At 71.2% G+C, this 18,392-nt stretch carries 14 protein-coding genes; 11 read left to right on the top strand and 3 right to left on the bottom strand.

Annotation, left to right across the window (positions count from 1 at the left end):
- The first annotated feature begins 205 nt into the window (after positions 1–205).
- Positions 206–3,973 (top strand): glycosyltransferase, encoded by a 3,768-nt coding sequence (locus ACWIHT_RS45345; RefSeq protein ID WP_456174526.1) that lies wholly within the window; start codon positions 206–208, stop codon positions 3,971–3,973.
- A complete protein-coding gene (locus tag ACWIHT_RS45350; RefSeq protein ID WP_456174527.1) occupies positions 3,970–5,463 on the top strand; it encodes a DUF5719 family protein in 1,494 nt (497 codons plus the stop codon). The genes ACWIHT_RS45345 and ACWIHT_RS45350 overlap by 4 nt, the downstream gene beginning before the upstream one ends.
- A gap of 31 nt (positions 5,464–5,494) precedes the next feature.
- Here ACWIHT_RS45350 and ACWIHT_RS45355 read toward each other — a convergent pair whose 3' ends face one another.
- Positions 5,495–5,944: a metallopeptidase family protein gene (locus tag ACWIHT_RS45355; protein ID WP_403657354.1), complete on the bottom strand. Its 450-nt coding sequence runs from the start codon at positions 5,942–5,944 to the stop codon at positions 5,495–5,497.
- Positions 5,945–6,223: 279 nt separating this feature from the next.
- Here ACWIHT_RS45355 and ACWIHT_RS45360 point away from each other — a divergent pair, with 279 nt between their 5' ends.
- From ACWIHT_RS45360 to ACWIHT_RS45385, 6 genes are all read left to right on the top strand, one after another.
- Positions 6,224–6,667, top strand: coding sequence for a DUF3499 domain-containing protein (locus ACWIHT_RS45360; RefSeq protein WP_399118964.1), 444 nt, complete (start codon positions 6,224–6,226; stop codon positions 6,665–6,667).
- Positions 6,668–6,853: 186 nt separating this feature from the next.
- Positions 6,854–8,218 (top strand): phosphomannomutase/phosphoglucomutase, encoded by a 1,365-nt coding sequence (locus ACWIHT_RS45365; RefSeq protein ID WP_456174528.1) that lies wholly within the window; start codon positions 6,854–6,856, stop codon positions 8,216–8,218.
- A gap of 206 nt (positions 8,219–8,424) precedes the next feature.
- Positions 8,425–8,595: a Trm112 family protein gene (locus ACWIHT_RS45370; protein WP_019072213.1), complete on the top strand. Its 171-nt coding sequence runs from the start codon at positions 8,425–8,427 to the stop codon at positions 8,593–8,595.
- Positions 8,596–8,626: 31 nt separating this feature from the next.
- Positions 8,627–9,754 (top strand): SIS domain-containing protein, encoded by a 1,128-nt coding sequence (locus ACWIHT_RS45375; RefSeq protein WP_456174529.1) that lies wholly within the window; start codon positions 8,627–8,629, stop codon positions 9,752–9,754.
- A 109-nt stretch (positions 9,755–9,863) separates the two neighbouring features.
- A complete protein-coding gene (gene manA / locus ACWIHT_RS45380; protein ID WP_456174530.1) occupies positions 9,864–11,015 on the top strand; it encodes a mannose-6-phosphate isomerase, class I in 1,152 nt (383 codons plus the stop codon).
- A gap of 189 nt (positions 11,016–11,204) precedes the next feature.
- The gene (locus ACWIHT_RS45385; RefSeq protein WP_456174531.1) at positions 11,205–12,188 is read left to right on the top strand and encodes a cation diffusion facilitator family transporter; all 984 of its coding nucleotides are present in this window, start codon (positions 11,205–11,207) and stop codon (positions 12,186–12,188) included.
- A gap of 61 nt (positions 12,189–12,249) precedes the next feature.
- Here the strand turns inward: ACWIHT_RS45385 and lepB are convergent, their stop codons facing one another.
- A complete protein-coding gene (lepB, locus tag ACWIHT_RS45390) occupies positions 12,250–12,939 on the bottom strand; it encodes a signal peptidase I (RefSeq protein WP_456174532.1) in 690 nt (229 codons plus the stop codon).
- 621 nt (positions 12,940–13,560) lie between these two features.
- Between lepB and ahcY the strand changes: the two genes are divergently transcribed.
- Together ahcY and ACWIHT_RS45400 are read left to right on the top strand one after the other, a co-directional pair.
- On the top strand, positions 13,561–15,018 hold the full coding sequence (ahcY, locus tag ACWIHT_RS45395) for an adenosylhomocysteinase (RefSeq protein WP_456174533.1): 1,458 nt from the start codon (positions 13,561–13,563) through the stop codon (positions 15,016–15,018).
- 162 nt (positions 15,019–15,180) lie between these two features.
- Positions 15,181–15,795 carry a hypothetical protein gene (locus tag ACWIHT_RS45400; protein WP_456174534.1) on the top strand — a complete coding sequence of 205 codons (615 nt, stop codon included), beginning with the start codon at positions 15,181–15,183 and terminating at the stop codon, positions 15,793–15,795.
- 46 nt (positions 15,796–15,841) lie between these two features.
- Here ACWIHT_RS45400 and ACWIHT_RS45405 read toward each other — a convergent pair whose 3' ends face one another.
- Complete coding sequence (locus ACWIHT_RS45405) at positions 15,842–16,927, bottom strand: RDD family protein (protein ID WP_456174535.1); 1,086 nt, start codon at positions 16,925–16,927, stop codon at positions 15,842–15,844.
- A 128-nt stretch (positions 16,928–17,055) separates the two neighbouring features.
- Here ACWIHT_RS45405 and ACWIHT_RS45410 point away from each other — a divergent pair, with 128 nt between their 5' ends.
- Positions 17,056–18,063, top strand: coding sequence for a stage II sporulation protein M (locus tag ACWIHT_RS45410; RefSeq protein WP_456174536.1), 1,008 nt, complete (start codon positions 17,056–17,058; stop codon positions 18,061–18,063).
- Positions 18,064–18,392: the final 329 nt, after the last annotated feature.

Below are 18,392 nucleotides of genomic sequence, written 5' to 3' on the forward strand. Positions count from 1 at the left end.
CGGGTTACGCCTCAAGACATACCTCAAGACATACCTCGGGACTTACCTCGGGACTTACTGAACGGCCCGTCGCGACTGGGTTATCCACAGGCGGCGGGCCGTCGCTGTGCCCAGCCGATAGTGTGGGCGCTCGTCCGAGACGTACCGCAGTCCCCTCGGGACACGGGCGTCCACCGCAGTCCATCGAACCGGGGCCCGTACCTCGATGTCCGTGCACAGCCACACGGCAGCCCAACACGACGCTGCCACTGCTCTGTTTGACCCGGCCCACCCGCCCGAGTTTCCGCGTCACGTAGTCACCGCGGTGCTCGTCTCCCACGACGGCGCCCGCTGGCTGCCCGACGCGCTCGCCGGGCTGCTCGGCCAGGAACGCCCCGTGCAGAGCGTCATGGCCGCCGACACCGGCAGCGCGGACGACTCCGCCCAGTTGGTCACCGACACCCTCGGCGCCGACCGCGTGCTGCACCTCGCCCGGCGCACCGGCTTCGGCCAGGCCGTCGAGGAGGCCAACCGGACCGCCCCCGTGCTGACCCCGGACGACCTGCCGTACCTGAAGCGCCCCAGCGGCTGGGACCCCGTCACGCGCACGTGGCGGGACGACGCCTACGACATGCCGGAACTCCCGCACGGCGAGCCCGTCCAGTGGCTGTGGCTGCTGCACGACGACTCCGCCCCGGAGCCCGACGCCCTGGCCCAACTCCTGCGCGTGGTGGACCAGGAGTACGAACTCGGCCGCGAGGACGTGGCCGTCGTAGGGCCCAAGCTGCGCGGCTGGTACGACCGGCGGCAGCTCCTGGAGGTCGGCGTCACCATCGCCCACTCCGGGCGCCGCTGGACCGGCCTGGACCGCCGCGAACAGGACCAGGGCCAGCACGACCACGTGCGGCCCGTGCTGTCCGTCTCCACCGCCGGCATGCTCGTCCGGCGCGACGTCTTCGACGAACTCGGCGGCTTCGACCGCCGGCTGCCCCTGATGCGTGACGACGTCGACCTGTGCTGGCGCGCCACCGCCGCGGGCCACCGCGTCCTGGTCGCCCCCGAGGCGGTCGTACGGCACGCCGAGGCGGCCTCCCGCGAGCGCCGCGCGGTCGACTGCGCGGGCCGCACCGTCGCCTCCCCGCACAAGGTCGACAAGGCCGGCGCCGTCTACACCCTGCTCGTCAACAGCCGTACGGCCGTGCTGCCCTGGGTCCTCGTCAGGATCGTCGTCGGCACCGTGCTGCGCACCCTCGGCTACCTCGTCGGCAAGGTCCCCGGACAGGCCCTCGACGAGATCCGCGGTCTCCTGGGGACCCTGCTGCGCCCCGAGCGGATCATCGCCGGACGGCGCAGGCGCGGCACCCCGCAGATCGACAAGGCGGAGCTGCGGCCGCTCTTCCCGCCGCCCGGCGCGACCCTGCGGGCCACCTTCGAACAGGCCGCCGCCAGCTTCGTCGACACCTCCGACCCCGAGATCACCTCGGGGGCCGGCCGGCACGGCGGCGCGGTCGAGTCAGGACCCGGCGGCGACGACGCGGACTTCCTGGAGATCGAGCAGTTCGCGCGCGTGAAGCGCATCGCCCGCAAGCCCGGCCCGGTGCTGTTCCTGGTGCTGCTGCTCGTCTCCCTCGTCGCCTGTCGCGGCCTGCTCGGCAGCGGCGCGCTCACGGGCGGCGCGCTGCTGCCCGCACCCGGCGACTCCGGCGAACTGTGGTCCCGCTTCCTGGACTCCTGGCACCCCGTCGGCGCCGGCGGCACCCCGACCGCGCCGCCGTACCTCGCGTTCATCGCGATGCTCTCCTCGCTGCTGTTCGGCTCGACCGGCCTCGCGGTCACCGTCCTGCTGGTCGCCTCGGTGCCGCTGGCCGGGTTCACCGCCTACTTCGCCTCCCGCCCGCTCGTCGAGTCCCGCCTGCTGCGCGCCTGGGCGGCCGTCGTCTACGCCTTCCTGCCCGCCGCCACCGGCGCCCTCGCGGGCGGCCGCATCGGCACCGCCGTACTTGCCGTGCTGCTCCCGCTGACGGCCCGCGCGGGCATCGCCGCCAGCGGCCTCACGCACTCGTCCGGCACGCGCGGCAGTTGGCGCGCCACCTGGGCCTACGCCCTGCTCCTGACCGTCACCACCGCCTTCACGCCGATCATCTGGCCCATCGCCCTGATCCTCGGCATCGCCCTGCTGGCCGTGCGCAGAAGCGAGATCACCGCCTACGGCCTGCGTTTCCTGGCCCAGCTCGGCACCCCGCTGCTGATCCTGGCGCCCTGGTCGCTGACGCTGCTCCCGTTCGGCTTCTTCCAGCAGGCCGGCCTGGAGTACGGCTCCGGGTCCGCGACCCCCATCGACCTGCTCGGCGCCAGCCCCGGCGGCCCCGGCACGGTCAACGGCCTGATGCTCATCGGCATCGTGCTGGCCGCCCTGGCCGCCCTGCTGCGCAGTGAGCGCGCCTTCGGCATCCGGGCCGCCTGGGGCGTCGCCCTGGTGGGCCTCGTCTTCGCCGTCCTGTCCAACAGCTCCACCTGGGCCGGCCCCGCGACCCTCGTCTACGGCCTGGCTCTCCTCGCCGCCGCCGCGCTCGGCGCCGACGGGGCACGCGCGCGTGTCGCCGAGCAGAGCTTCGGCTGGCGTCAGCCGGTGGCCGTCCTGATCGCCTTCGCCTCGGCCGCCGGACCGCTGCTCGTCGCCGCCGGCTGGATGCTCGGCGGCGCCGACGGCCCCCTGGAGCGTCGCGACCCGACCCAGGTGCCCGCGTTCGTCGCCGAGGAGAGCGACACCCAGGACCAGGCCCGCACGCTCGTCCTGGACAGCGACTCCGCCGCACACGTCGGCTACATGCTGGTGCGCGGCTCCGGCGCCCGCATGGGAGACGGCGAGTTCGCCGCGGCGGACGGCGAGAACAGCAGGCTCGACAAGGTCGTCGCCAACCTCGTCGCCGGCTCCGGCGCCGACCAGGCCGACGAACTCGGCGGCTTCGCCGTGCGCTACGTCCTCGTCCACAAGGGCGCGCCCCGCGAGGTCAGCCGCGTCCTGGACGCCACCCCTGGTCTCAGCAGGCTCAGCCAGGCCGACGGCAGCGCCCTGTGGCGGGTCAACGCGCAGGTCTCCCGCGCGGCCATCGTCGCCGGCACCGCCGCCCCGAAGCCGGTCGCCGCCGGACCCGTCGACATCCACACCACGATCCCCTCCGGCGCCACCGGCCGCGTCCTGCGCCTCGCCGACTCGGCCGCCGCGGGCTGGACGGCCACCCTGGACGGCGAGCCGCTCACCCGCACCACGGTCGACGGCTGGGCCCAGGGCTTCCAACTCCCCGCCACCGGCGGAAGGTTGGACGTCACCTACGACGACCCGATCGGACACACCGCCTGGCTGTGGACCCAGGGCGCGCTCGCCCTCGTCCTCGTCGTGCTCGCCCTCCCGGGCCGCCGCCGCGACGTCGACGACGACCTCCCCGAGGAGGAGCTGATCCCGGCCCAGGCGGTCGCGGGCGAGGGCCGCAGGGCCCGCCGCCTGCGCGCCCAGGCCGAGACCGAGGCCGCCGACGAGGCGGACGAGACGGCGGACATCGCGAGCACCGGCGAGTTCGACGCGTTCGGCTCGGGCACCACACCTCCTCCTGCGGAGGAGGAGGTCGCCGCCGCGATCCCGCAACAGCAGTCCTACGCAGAGTGGGACGCCGCGAGCTACGCGGGCGCCGAGTACGGCACCTACGGCGGCGAGCAGTACCAGGCCGACCAGCAGTACCCGGCGGGCACCTACGACCAGTCGTACCAGGCGGACCCCTACCAGGGCGGCCAGTACGACCCGTACGCCTACGGCGGCCAGCCCCCGGCACCCGGGTACGACCCGGCGTACGAACCGGGCTACGACCAGAACCAGGCGCAGGGCCAGGGACAGAGCCAGGGCTACGACCCGAACTACGACCCCGCCTACGACCCGCCGTACGACCCTGCCCAGCAGCATCCGCACGGCAGTGAGCGCCCCGACGGGAGCCAGCAGTGAACCGCACCACCCTGTCCTTCCTCGCCGGCGTGGCCGCGCTCGCCGCCGTCACCGGGTTCGCCGAGATGAAGACACCGGCCGCGTCCGGCACCCACACCGCCGAGGCGGCCGCCCAGCTGCCCGTGGAGCGCACCAGCCTGCTCTGCCCGGCACCGAGCACCTCCGACCTCGCCGACACGTCGTACACGTCCTTCACGCCCGTCACGGCGGGCACGGACGACAGCGGCAAGGCCGAACTCCAGGCCGCGGGCGAGGAGTCGGGCGACGGCACGAGCAGCAAGAGCAAGAAGAAGCCCGCCAAGCCCGTCCTGACGCCCAAGACCCCCGGCACCCCGGCCACCGGCGACAGTTCGGGCGCCGACTCGCCCGCGCTGCTCGGCACGGCCGAGGGCAAGTACGCGCCCGGGTGGACCGTCCAGGAGACCACCGAGGTCGCCGCGGGCAACGGACGCGGCCTCCAGGGCGTCAACTGCACCGCCCCGGACACCGAGTTCTGGTTCCCGGGCGCCAGCACCTCCGCCGACCGCACCGACTACGTCAACCTCACCAACCCGGACGACTCCGCCGCCGTCGTCGACATCGACCTCTACGGCAAGGACGGCGACCTCAAGTCGACGGTGGGGGAGGGCATCACGGTCGAGCCGCACGCCGACGAGCCGATCCTGCTGTCCACGCTCACCGACGACCAGGAGGCCGACCTGACCGTGCACGTGACCGTGCGCAGCGGCCGGGTCGGCGCGTCCGTGCAGGCCCTCGACGCCAAGCTCGGCGGCGACTGGCTGGCCGCGTCCACCGACCCGGCGGGCAGCCTGGTCATGCCGGGCATCCCGAAGGACGCCACCTCCGTGCGGCTGATCGTCTTCACACCGGGCGACTCGGACGCCGACCTGAAGGTACGGCTCTCCTCGCCCACCGGGATGATCACGCCGGCCGGACACGAGACCGTGCACGTCAAAGCGGGCATGACGGTCGGCGTCGACCTCGGTGACGTCACCCGCGGCGACCCGGGCTCCCTGGTCCTGACACCGACCGACCAGTCCGTGCCGGTCGTCGCCGCCCTGAAGGTCGTACGGGGCAAGGGGGGCAAGCAGGAGACGGCGTTCATCCCGGCGACCGCCCCGGTCGGCACGCGCGCGACGTCCGCCGACAACAGCACCAAGGGCTCCACGCTGTCCCTGGTCGCGCCCACCCGCACCGCGACCGTCAAGGTCACCGCGTCCGCCGGCAGCGGCGGCGGTACGCCGGTCTCCAAGACGTACACGATCAAGGCCGGCACCACACAGGACGTCGAACTCCCGGTCCCCGGCGGCCTGAAGGGCACCTACGCGCTGACCGTCGAGCCCCAGTCGGGCGGCCCGGTGTACGCGGCCCGGACGCTGTCGGCGACCGAGGAGGGCGTACCGGGCTTCACGATCCAGACCCTGCCCGACGACCGGGGGACGGTGTCCGTGCCGCAGACGGACGAGGACCTGTCGGTCCTTCAGAAGTAGCGGTCCGCGATCACCCGCGCGCGGGGAGGGGTCAGTCCTCCCCGTAGCGCGGATCGACGGTCTCCGGGGTGAGGCCCAGCAGTTCGGCGACCTGCTCCACGACGATCTCGTGGACCAGGGCCGCGCGCTCGTCGCGCCCCTTCGTGCGGATCTCGACCGGCCGCCGATAGATCACCACGCGCGCGGGATGCCCCTCACGGGCGGCGATCGTGCCCCCCAGGGGCACCGACTCGTCGTTCCAGCCCTCGCCCGCACCACCCAGTCGAGGGACTTCGAGGACGAGGAAATCGATTTCGGCCAGCTGCGGCCAGCGTCGCTCCAGGCGCTCCACGGAGTCCTGCACCAGATCCGCGAACGCCTCGGCCCGGCTCGCGGCCAGCGGAACCTGCGGCGGTGCGATCGGGCCGCGCATGCCCCGGCCGTGACGATCGCGGCGGCGGGGCCCGGGGCCGGCGGCGGGGGGCGGTACGGGGGTGTCCATCACTGGTGAAGCGTAGTCCCCGTCAGGTCCGGCCGCCGGACTCCACTCGCCGTCCACGCGCTCGGGCGCCATGTCGCCGGATGACCATTCCGGCCAAGGTTGGGCTCGATTCCGTATGTCTCCAAGACCGTCCCTCTCAAGGCAATTGACGGTGTTTGTGCCGAGTGTTGACCGGGTCCGGCCCTGTTCGAGATCTCGGGAAGGAGTGTTCGCGCAGGTCAGTGGCGTGTTGCCGGTGAGGTGTGTGGGGCGTCTCACAGCCCGACACGGTGGGGTGACCTGGGGGAGAGTCGTCGCGGCCCGCTCAAGAGTGCGGTACCGTCCAACGTCGTGAGCCCTGTACGTCGCTGTTCGCGCACCGCTTGCGGCCGGCCCGCCGTCGCGACGCTGACGTACGTCTACGCCGACTCGACCGCGGTCCTCGGCCCGCTCGCCACCTACGCCGAACCCCACTGCTACGACCTGTGCGCCGAGCACTCCGAGCGCCTCACCGCACCCCGCGGCTGGGAGGTCGTCCGCCTCCTCGACAGCTCCGCTCCGGCCCGCCCGAGCGGCGACGACCTGGAAGCGCTTGCCAACGCGGTCCGCGAGGCGGCCCGCCCGCAGGAGCGGGCGGCGGGAGCCGGTGGCGGAGGCGGCGCCGGGGGTGGGGCTCGTACGGCCGACCCGATGGAGGTCGCCCGCCGGGGTCATTTGCGAGTGCTGCGCTCGCCCGACAACTGACGGCACCTGTCCGGCAGTTCGTTCAACGATCCCCAACTGTGATCGCGTCCCCTGAGAGGGACTCACCGCGCGAGGCGTTGCCCCGACCCAGGTAAGAGTCTGTGGACGGCTCGGTTGCCGATCGTCGCGCTGTCGGTCCCTGCGGGTAGTTTGGGGCGACCGATAGGACTTTCTGGAGGGTTGGCCGTGTCTGCTGATTTGTCGCAGCTCGTGAAGGCGTACGACGTACGGGGCGTCGTCCCGGACCAGTGGGACGAGTCCTTGGCCGAGTTGTTCGGGGCGGCCTTCGTCCAGGTGACCGGCGCCAGTGCGATCGTGACCGGGCACGACATGCGGCCCTCGTCCCCCGGACTCTCCGCGGCCTTCGCGCGCGGGGCGGCCGCACGCGGCGTCGACGTGACCGAGATCGGCCTGTGCTCCACGGACCAGCTGTACTACGCCTCGGGCGCGTTCGACCTCCCCGGTGCCATGTTCACGGCCTCGCACAACCCGGCGAAGTACAACGGCATCAAGATGTGCCGGGCGGGCGCGGCCCCCGTCGGCCAGGACACCGGCCTCGCCGAGATCCGCCAACTCGTCGAATCCTGGCTGGACTCCGGCGCCCCGGAGGTCTCCGGCCCGACGGGAACGATCACAAAGCGGGACACGTTGGAGGATTACGCGGCGCACCTCCGCGGCCTCGTCGACCTGACCTCCATCCGCCCCCTGAAGGTCGTCGTCGACGCGGGCAACGGCATGGGCGGCCACACGGTCCCGACCGTGTTCGCCGGCCTGCCGCTCACCCTGGTCCCGATGTACTTCGAGCTGGACGGCACCTTCCCGAACCACGAGGCCAACCCGCTCGACCCGGCCAACATCGTCGACCTCCAGGCGCGCGTCCGCGAGGAGGGCGCCGACCTCGGCATCGCCTTCGACGGCGACGCCGACCGCTGCTTCGTGGTCGACGAGAACGGCGACCCGGTCCCGCCGTCCGCGATCACCGCCCTGGTGGCCGCCCGCGAGCTGGCGAGGAACGGCGGCAAGGGCGTGATCATCCACAACCTGATCACCTCCTGGTCGGTCCCCGAGGTCGTCAAGGAGAACGGCGGCACACCGGTACGCACACGCGTGGGCCACTCCTTCATCAAGGCCGAGATGGCGAAGTCCGGCGCGATCTTCGGCGGCGAGCACTCCGCGCACTACTACTTCAAGGACTTCTGGAACGCCGACACAGGCATGCTGGCCGCCCTCCACGTCCTCGCCGCGCTGGGCGGCCAGGACGGCCCGCTCTCCGCCCTCGTGGCCCAGTACGACCGCTACGTGGGCTCCGGCGAGATCAACTCCACGGTCGACGACCAGGGAGCCCGCCTCGCCGCGATCCGCGCCGCCTACGAGGGCCAGGACGACCTGACCCTCGACGAACTCGACGGCCTCACCGTCACCTCCGCCGACTGGTGGTTCAACGTCCGCCCCTCCAACACGGAACCGCTGCTGCGGCTCAACACGGAGGCGCGGGACGAGGCGACGATGGGGAAGGTGCGGGACGAGGTGCTGGGGATCATCAGGGGCTGAGGGTTTCCGCTCGACGCCGGTCGGGAGGTTTCGGCCCGTCCGGCGCTTGAGGACGAGGCCGTTCAGACCGAAGGGGGGTCTGGGGGCGCAGCCCCCAGGGACGTCCGCCCCAACCCCGGCGCACACCCCTCACCGGCGGTACCCTGACCAGGCACATCCGCCGAAGCGTCGCAGACAGTCGTAGACACCCCCTGGAGGGACACCCCATGCCGCTCGAAGCCGGCCTCCTGGAGATCCTGGCCTGCCCGGCCTGCCACGCCCCTCTCAAGGAGCAGGACACCGAGCTGATCTGCACCGGCGAGGACTGCGGCCTGGCCTACCCCGTACGGGACGGCATCCCCGTCCTCCTCGTCGACGAGGCCCGCCACCCCGCGTAACCGACGACGACGCGATCGGAGGCCGCCGCCCATGCTCGACGAATCGCTGCTCGACTCCCCGGACGCGCTGACCGAGGCCGACCGCAGGGCCCTGCTCCGCGGTGCCGCCGAGGCCGGCGCCCGGGTGCGTACCGCCGCCCGGCACGCGGCCGAGGCGGGCGTCAACGACCTGAAACCGGACGGCCGCCCCCGCGCCATCCTGATCGCGGGCCCCGGCGCCGCCGCCACCTGCGTCGCCGACCTGCTCGGCAGGCTCGCGGGCGCCAGCAGCCCCGTCACCCGCCTGGCACCCACCGGCGTAGCCCCCGCGGCAGGCGCCCTGCGCTGGGAACTCCCGGGCTGGGCAGGCTCCGTGGACCTGCTGCTGATCACCACCCCGGACGGCAGCGAACCCGGCCTGGCCCTGCTCGCCGAACAGGCCTACCGCCGCGGCTGCACCGTCGTAGCCGTGGCCCCGTCCCGCAGCCCCCTCACGGAGGCCGTGGACGGCGCCCACGGCCTCTTCGTACCGATGGCGACCGCACCGTACGAGCACGACGAGCCGCTGGCCGCCTCCGCCCCCGGAGTCCTCTGGGCGCTGCTCACCCCGCTGCTCGCCCTTCTGGACCGCACAGGGCTGCTCAGCGCGCCGCCCGAGGCCCTGGAGAAGGTCGCCGACCGTCTCGACCAGGTTGCCGAGCGCTGCGGGCCCGCCGTCGCGACGTACAGCAACCCCGCGAAGACCCTCGCCTCCGAACTCGCCGACTCGCTCCCGGTGATCTGGACGGAGGGAGCGTCGGCCGGTCCGGCGGGCCGCCGGTTCGCCGCCGCGCTGGCCGAGTTGGCAGGCCGACCCGCGCTCGTCTCCGAACTGCCCGAGGCGCTCGCCGAGCACAACGCCCTGCTGGCCGGCCCGCTCGCCGCGAGTGCCGACCCGGACGACTTCTTCAGGGACCGCGTCGACGAGGCGCCCGCGCTGCACGCACGCGTGGTGCTGCTCCGGGACCGTCCGATCGGCGGCCTCACCGCCGCGCCCACCGCCCGTGACCTGGCCCTCAGCCACGACACGCCGATCAGCGAGTTGGAGCCCGAGGAGGGCGGCGAGTTGGAGACCCTCGCGGAGCTGATCGCCATGACGGATTTCGCCGCCGTTTACCTGGCGCTCGCCTCGGGCGCCTGATCTTGTCGTCGAAGCCCTGAGCCGCCGTACACCGTCGTACGGGGCGCGAAGCCACGTCGTACCCAGGTCGTCCTCGGGTCGTACGCAGAGAGAACCGGTAGAGAGCCACATGGACCGCCTCGACAACACCGTCCGCCCCTATGCCTGGGGTTCGACCACCGCCATCCCCAAGCTGCTCGGCGTCGAGCCGAGCGGTGAGCCGCAGGCGGAGATGTGGATGGGCGCGCACCCGGGAGCCCCCTCGCGCACCGCGCGCGGGACCCTCGTCGAGGTCGTCGAGGCGTCCCCGGAGCGGGAGTTGGGCGAGAAGGCGGTCGCGAAGTTCGGCCCCCGGCTGCCCTTCCTGCTGAAGATCCTCGCCGCCGGCGCCCCGCTCTCCCTCCAGGTTCACCCCAACCTGGAGCAGGCGAAGGAGGGTTACGCCGACGAGGAGCGCCGGGGCATCCCCGTGGACGCCCCGCACCGCAACTACAAGGACGCCAACCACAAGCCCGAACTGATCTGCGCGCTCACGGAGTTCGACGGCCTCTGCGGCTTCAACGACCCGCTGCGCGCCGCCGACCTGCTCGCCGGCCTGGGCGTCGACTCCCTGAAGCCCTACGTCGACCTCCTGCACGCGCACCCCGAGGAAGCCGCCCTGCGCGAGGTCCTCACGGCGATCCTCACCGCCGACCCCGAGGAGATGCGCCACACGGTCACCGCGGCGGCGACCGCCTGCACCCGCCTCGGCGGCGACTACGCGCCCTACGCCGACATCGCCCACCACTTCCCGGGCGACCCCGGCGTCATCGCCGCCATGCTCCTCAACTACGTCCGACTCCAGCCCGGCGAGGCCCTGTTCCTCGGCGCCGGCATCCCGCACGCGTACCTCAACGGCCTCGGCGTCGAGATCATGGCCAACTCCGACAACGTCCTGCGCTGCGGCCTGACCCCCAAGCACGTCGACGTCCCCGAACTCCTGCGCGTCGTCCGCTTCGAGGCGAGCGACCCCGGAGTGCTGCGCCCCGAGGCGTCCCCCGACGGCGAGGAGGTCTACGAGACCCCCATCGACGAGTTCCGGCTGTCCCGGTACGTCCTCCCGGCGGGCACAGGCGTCCACGACCTCACCCTCGACACTCCGCAGATCCTGCTCTGCACGGCCGGTGCGGTGGCGGCGGGCGAGTTCGAACTGGCCCCCGGCCAGTCGGTCTTCGTCCCGGCCGGAGACAAGGCCGAGGTGTCCGGAGTCGGCACGGTCTTCCGGGCCACTGTGATCGTATGACCGGGCCTGTGGATACCTGACGCGCCGTCGCCAGGCGGGGCTGCAAGAATGGCCCACCGGCAAAGGACGGGCAAAGACGGCCGGACGACCCATCCGGGCAGACGTCCGGGGCAGACGTCCGACGTGGATGTCCGACGTGGACGTCCGGCACAGACGAGACGTACGAAGGCGAAGGGACACCGCGAACACATGAGCGCGTCAGGCGGCACCAGGGCGATCGTGGCGGCACTCGGCGCCAACCTCGCGATCGCGGTATCGAAGTTCGTGGCGTTCGCCTTCAGCGGCTCGTCCTCGATGCTCGCCGAGGGCGTCCACTCCCTCGCCGACTCCGGCAACCAGGCCCTCCTGCTGATCGGCGGCAAGAAGGCCCAGCGCGAGGCCACCCCGCAGCACCCCTTCGGCTATGGCCGCGAGCGGTACATCTACGCCTTCCTCGTCTCGATCGTCCTCTTCTCCGTCGGCGGCATGTTCGCCGTCTACGAGGGCTACGAGAAGATCAAGCACCCGCACGACATCGAGCACTGGTACTGGCCGGTGGGCGTCCTGGTCTTCGCGATCATCGCCGAGGGCTTCTCGTTCCGTACGGCCATCAAGGAGTCGAACGAACTGCGCGGCACGCACTCCTGGTCGCAGTTCATCCGCCGCGCCAAGGCCCCCGAACTGCCGGTCGTCCTCCTGGAGGACTTCGGCGCGCTCATCGGCCTGGTCCTCGCCCTCGGCGGCGTCGGCCTGGCCCTGCTCACCGGCGACGGCATCTGGGACGGCATCGGCACCCTCTGCATCGGCATCCTGCTCATCCTGATCGCGCTGGTCCTGGCCGCCGAGACGAAGTCGCTGCTGCTCGGCGAGTCCGCCGGCATCGAGGACGTCCAGAAGATCGAGGCCGCCATCGTCGACGGCCACACCGTCACCGGCATCATCCACATGCGCACACTCCACCTCGGCCCCGAGGAACTGCTCGTCGCCGCCAAGATCGCCGTCCAGCACGACGACACGGCCACCGAGGTCGCCACCGCGATCAACGCCGCCGAGTCCCGCATCCGCGAGGCCGTCCCGATCGCCCGCGTCATCTACCTCGAACCCGACATCTACAGTGAGTCCGAAGCCACCAAGGGCCCCGACCGCGAAGCCACCCCCGGCGGCCCGGCCCAACACCCCGCGGCCGGGCACTGACCTCCTCGACTCCCACGACAACAGGGCCCGCCGGAACATTCGACGGGCCCTCCCCGTCCCGCTACCCCTGCTGCACGGGCCACGGCGCCACCGGGGCCGCCCTCCGCCGCCGTACGACGAACGCGGCGATGCCCAGGCCGATACCGATCAGGACGAGCACGACCCCGACGATGACGGCCGACCCGATGACGAAGGCGACCGTACGGTCGTCGGTCACCCGGTCCCGGACGGCGGACTCGGCCACCGTCCCGTCGTGATCGCTCGCGAAGAAACGCGAGTCCCTCGCGTTCGCGCGGTTGTCGCCGAGCAGGAACAGCCGCCCCTTCGGGACCGTCACGTCGTACGTCTTGTGCAGACCGTCGACATCACCCTGCTTCACATAGGGCTCCGCCAGCGGCTTGCCGTTCACGGTGATCCGGGCGTCCGTGCCCGATCCCGTGCAGCACACCACTCGGTCACCGCCTACCCCGACGACCCGCTGCATCACGCTCCCGCTGAACCCGTAGCGGTCCGGCGCCGAGAACAGGACGACGTCACCGCGGTGCACCTCGCCGCCGTCCACCTTCTCGAAGATGATCCGATCACCCGGCTCGTACGTCGGCGACATGCTCTGACTGCTGATGGTGGAACTCCCGTAAGAGTTCCGCGCGTACGCGAGGGAGCCGAGCGCCAACACCACCCCCAGCACCCCCACCACCACAGCCGTGACCCCAAGTCCCCGCCCCTTGCCCGACATCGTTTCCCTCCCCATGCGGCACCTCCGCGGCGCAGAGGGTAGCGGGCGTCTGTGAACGGACTGTGCGGACCCACGACCCGCCCCGGCCGCGAGCCCACCACCACGGACCGACTGCGCTCAGCACGCCGGGCACGGTTGCCGCTGTGGTCGTACCCGCCCTGCCGTGTACACGGGCGCGGATAGCACCCGCTCGATCAGCCGCTCTGGACGGCGGATGCCCTCAGAGGCCCCAGGCCCCCGATCTCCCGGCATCCCACACCATCCACCGCCCGACTCAAAGACGCGAACACTCCTGGTCGCCTACGTCCGTACCCTTCCGCCCGACATGCGTACGCACCCCGTTTTGCCGCGGCCGGAAGCCCGCTCCGACGCCGGGCGCACGCTCGGTTCGGCTGGAACTGTCCGGAGCGGACTGGGGACCGCCGGCCCTACCGGTGTAACTTGGGACGGAGCCAGACGTCGCTGCTGATGGCGGTCGGGCGGTCCCACCGCGGACCGACCGAGGGAGAGAGGGCCTCCGACGGACTGCGCTGCGCGTACGCGGGCATGCCTGTGTCCTCCTTGGGGCACCCCTGTGTCCGCCGCCGCGCAGACCAGCCGTACCCACCTCGCCCCAACCCCGAGGAGTACCTCGCAATGACGACTGTCGACAACCGACAGGACTTCAAGGTCGCCGATCTCTCCCTGGCCGAGTTCGGCCGCAAGGAGATCACCCTTGCCGAGCACGAGATGCCGGGCCTGATGTCGATCCGCCGTGAGTTCGCCGCTGCTCAGCCGTTGGCCGGCGCCCGGATCATGGGTTCGCTGCACATGACTGTGCAGACCGCTGTTCTGATCGAGACCCTGGTCGCGCTGGGCGCCGAGGTCCGCTGGGTGTCCTGCAACATCTTCTCCACCCAGGACCACGCGGCTGCCGCGATCGCTGTCGGTCCGGACGGTACGCCCGAGAACCCGCGGGGTATTCCGGTCTTCGCCTGGAAGGGGGAGACGCTGGAGGAGTACTGGTGGTGCACGGAGCAGGCGCTGACCTGGCCGAACACCCCCACGGGCGGTCCGAACATGATCCTGGACGACGGCGGCGACGCCACCATGCTCGTCCACAAGGGTGTCGAGTACGAGAAGGACGGCAAGGTCCCCTCCCTCGACACCGCCGAGTCCGACGAGCACCGCGTCGTCCTCCAGGTCCTCCAGCGCACCATCAGCGAGGGCTCGCGGAAGTGGACCCAACTCGCCTCGGAGATCCGCGGCGTGACCGAGGAGACGACGACCGGTGTGCACCGTCTCTACGAGATGCACCGCGACGGCACCCTCCTGTTCCCGGCGATCAACGTCAACGATGCCGTCACCAAGTCGAAGTTCGACAACAAGTACGGCTGCCGCCACTCCCTGATCGACGGCATCAACCGTGCCACCGACGTTCTCATCGGCGGGAAGACCGCGGTCGTCTGCGGCTACGGCGACGTGGGCAAGGGCTGCGCGGAGTCCCTGCGCGGGCAGGGCGCCCGCGTGATCATCACCGAGATCGACCCGATCTGCGCGTTGCAGGCGGCGATGGACGGCTACCAGGTCACGACGCTGGACGAGGTCGTCGACAAGGCCGACATCTTCGTCACCACGACCGGCAACAAGGACATCATCATGGCCGCGGACATGGCCAGGATGAAGCACCAGGCGATCGTCGGCAACATCGGCCACTTCGACAACGAGATCGACATGGCCGGCCTCGCGCGGATCCCGGGCATCGTCAAGGACGAGGTGAAGCCGCAGGTCCACACCTGGACGTTCCCCGACGGCAAGGTGCTGATCGTGCTGTCCGAGGGCCGTCTGCTGAACCTGGGCAACGCCACCGGTCACCCCTCGTTCGTGATGTCCAACTCGTTCGCGGACCAGACGCTGGCCCAGATCGAGCTGTTCACCAAGCCCGAGGATTACCCGACCGACGTCTACGTGCTGCCCAAGCACCTGGACGAGAAGGTCGCCCGTCTCCACCTGGACGCGCTCGGCGTGAAGCTGACCACGCTGCGCCCCGAGCAGGCCTCGTACATCGGCGTAGAGGTCGACGGCCCGTACAAGTCGGACCACTACCGCTACTGAGCCGACGACCCCGCCCGCTGTGACCGCGTCCGTGCACTGACACGGTCACAGCGACAGGTCCTCAGCAGCAGATCCTCCGAGGCAGGCCCCCGCACCCCCGTGGCGGGGGCCTGCCCCTTTGGTTCCGTCGGCCGGACCGGCCCGTCAAGACCCAGGACTCCGATGCCCCGCGGCCGCTATTCGCTCCACGATCCGCACGATCACACCCCCTTCGCAGACGAGCACTTCCAGTGCGCCCCCGGCCCGTCCGGCTGGCGCTACGTCTCCCAACTCACCGCCCCCTCCGGCGATCACCACGGCTCCGTCGACCTCACCCTCGACGAACTCGGCCGCCCCATCCGCCTCGAACTCCACGCGGCGAACTGGCAGGTGCGCGGCGCCGCCCTCGACGGCGTCACCTGGGTCCGCACCGACCCCACCGGCACCGATGCCGCCGAAGGCAATGTCCGCGCCCACGCCTTCACCGGCACCTCCCCCGCGTTCCTCATCGCCACCACCCGTCTCCTGCGCCTCACCCCTTCCTCAGCCGCGACCCGCGTCCGCCTGGTCGCCTTCACGGATCCGGTCCTCGCCCCGCGCACCGTGGACCAGTCCTGGGCTCTGCTGAAAAGAGAAACACACGGCACTGACAACGGCCCTCTGACCGTGGACGAATACCAGGTCACAGCCCTGGACACGGGCGAGCAGCACGCCGTACACATCGCCGGCGACGTCGTGCTCGCGGCACCCGGCATCGAGCTGGAGGAGCTGGAGTCGCCGCCGTCCGTCTTCGGCTGAGCGGCGCCTCTCCCCGCCGGCCGGTGAGGGGGCGCGGCCGACAGATTCAGGCGGGCGGAGCGAATCCGGTAGAGGGCCGAGAATCGGCGGACGATGTCTTCTGCGGCGCCGGAGGCTGCGGGCCGGGCGCGGGCGGGACCGGAACAGCACCAGCACCAGTGCCGCCCTCGGTGGACCAAGCGGGAGCGGCTGGGGCCGACCAGGAAACGGGAGCAGGCGCGGGAGCCGAGCCGTAAGCCTGAGGGGGAGCCGAAGGCTGCTGAGGAGCCGACGACGGCTGAAGCGCCGTGTTGCCGAACGCGCCTGGCACACCGGTCCCAGGCCTGAACCTCCCGGCCGATGCGCCCCCGAGCGCCTGAGACGGCGAATAGGCGCCCGCGCTGCCGTTCCCAAAGGCCCGCCGCGCGTCCCGCGCCTGGCGCTCCTGCACCACCGCCGCCAGATACGCGGCCGGCGGAACACCCTGCGGCGCCGGGGCTCCCGTACGGGCCACGAGATCCGTGGCGAGCCGTTCGGCCATCGCCCAACCCACCTGCGGATCCAGCTGCTGCATCCGCGTCAGGTACTGCCGGATGGCCAGCCACAACCCATCGGGAACGGCGGACAGATCAAGCTCGGCGAAACGTCCCGTCAGCCAGACCGGCGGAGGCGGCACGAAGGACGTCTGCCCGGCGGGCACCCTTTCCCGTACGACCAAAGTCCCCGCGAACACATCCCCGAGTCGCCGACCACGCGCCGAAACGAGCGAAGCGATACAGGCAACGGTCCCGAACGTCGTCAGGATCTCGATCACACCGATCGCACCCCGCACCAGCGCGTGCCGGAACCGGATCGGCCCGCCGTCGTCCCGCACCACTCGCAGCCCGAACGCCAGCTTCCCGAGCGAACGCCCATGACTCAACGTCTCCACGGCTATGGGCGCGCCCACCAGCACCAGCACGAAGGCGGCGATCGACAGCGCGATCTGCGCCGCGTCGTCCAAAGAGGCCGTGGAGAACATCAAAGCCACGCTCACACCGATGTAGGCGGCCATGGCCACGATCAGATCGAGCAACACCGCCAGCGCCCTGCTGGGCAGCCTCGCGGGGCGCAACTCCAGCGCCACCGCCTCGCCCGTCACCAGCTCACTCACGCCTGCCGCCCTTCCCCTGCCCTGCCCCTGGAACAGCCAGTCTGCCAAGCTGAGGGCACATCGCGCCCCAGTACGACAAGCTGATCCCCAACGAGCAGTCGACGAGCAGCCGAGGAGCAGGCAACCAGATGGACCTCGACGTCTTCGTCTCGGCCCACCGAGCAGAGTGGGACCGCCTCGACGCGCTGCTCCGCCGCCAGCGTCGCCTCACCGGCGCCGAGGCCGACGAACTCGTCGCCCTCTACCAGCGGACGGCGACCCATCTCTCCCTGGTCCAGTCCAGTGCCCCGGACCCTCAACTCACGGGCCGGCTCAGCCAACTCGTGGCACGCGCGCGTAGTGCGGTGACAGGAACCCGGCGTGCCTCCTGGCGTGACGTCACTCACTTCCTGGGGCACAGTTTTCCGGCCGCGGTCTACAGGGCACGCCATTGGTGGGTCCCCACCGCGCTGCTGTCGACGGTGGTCGCGATCCTCCTGGGATGGTGGATAGGCACCCACCCCGCAGTACAGGCATCCATCGCGGCTCCGAGCCAACTGCGTCAGCTCACCCGTCCCGGCGGCGAGTACGAGACCTACTACTCCAGCCACCCGGCAGCCGCCTTCTCGGCGCAGGTCTGGACGAACAACGCCCAAGCCGCCGCGATGTGCCTGGTCCTGGGAATCTTCCTGGGCCTACCGGTCCTCTGGATCCTCTTCGAGAACATGCTCAACCTCGGCGTCGGCATCGGCCTGATGTCATCGGCCGGCCGACTCGACACATTCCTCGGTCTGATCCTCCCGCATGGTCTGCTCGAACTGACGGCAGTCTTCGTAGCGGCGGGTACGGGCATGCGCCTCGGCTGGACCCTCATCGACCCCGGCCCACGCTCGCGTCGTACGGCCCTCGCCGAAGAGGGCCGAGCAGCCGTGGGCATGGCCATCGGCCTGGCCCTGGTCCTGTTCGTCTCCGGCGCCATCGAAGGCTTCGTCACCCCGTCGGGCCTCCCCACCTGGGCCCGCGTCGGCATCGGCATCATCGCCGAAGGCACCTTCCTGTCGTACGTCTACGTCCTGGGCGGTCGTGCCGTACGCGCCGGTGAGACAGGCGACGTCGAGGCATCCGAACGCAGCTCAGCCGTCCCCACGGCTGCCTGATGTGCGAGCACCCCCGCTGAGCTGCTAGTCTCCTCTTCGCCCCAAAGGAGCCGTTGACACGGACCGGTCGGGGAGGTAGATTCGAACAGTTGCCTAGAACTGGATCTGGTCCGGTCGGCAACAGTGAGTGTCTGTCTGCTTCTGGGAACTTCGATTCCAAAGAAGCCACACTCCCGATGAATCGGAAAAGAGCGGCCTGTAAGTCCGGCCGGAAACTTCTGATAAAGTCGGAACCGCCGGAAAGGGAAACGCGGAAGCGGGAACCTGGAAAGCACCGAGGAAATCGGAACCGGAAACGGTCTGATAGAGTCGGAAACGCAAGACCGAAG

The sequence above is a fragment of the Streptomyces sp. NPDC002276 genome, from assembly GCF_053891435.1.